Raw genomic sequence first — 297 nt, 5'->3', positions numbered from 1 at the left:
CCTCATCATGCCCCTTCTTCAAGAACACAGTCCCATTTTGCAATCTCCCGATCAACCTCAGTTTGACAATGGATCCATCATTGGGTCGCTCGTATCCTTCGCCCTCCACTAGGGTTTTCTTGATGACTTTCTTATCATCGGTGACCTCCGACACAGTCTTCCATGAAAGTAGATCGAGAGAAATTTGAATGTTGGCATTTGGAGGAACTGCAACTCCATCTTCAGATGCAAGCCTTCCTTTCTCACCAAACCCATATAGAGGTTTCACTGTGAGCACGACCTTCTCTCCCTTTTTCA

1 protein-coding gene is annotated in these 297 nt (G+C 46.1%); it reads right to left on the bottom strand.

Translation table 11 applies throughout. The features are described 5' to 3' along the window. Window positions 1–277 (bottom strand): FKBP-type peptidyl-prolyl cis-trans isomerase (locus C6N31_RS42825; RefSeq protein WP_198359705.1); only part of this gene is annotated, 277 nt, incomplete at its 3' end. Window positions 278–297: the final 20 nt, after the last annotated feature.

The sequence above is a fragment of the Streptomyces fildesensis genome, from assembly GCF_016107395.1.
Classification (GTDB): Bacteria; Actinomycetota; Actinomycetes; order Streptomycetales; family Streptomycetaceae; genus Actinacidiphila; species Actinacidiphila fildesensis.
This window is presented reverse-complemented; position numbering and strand designations above follow the sequence as displayed.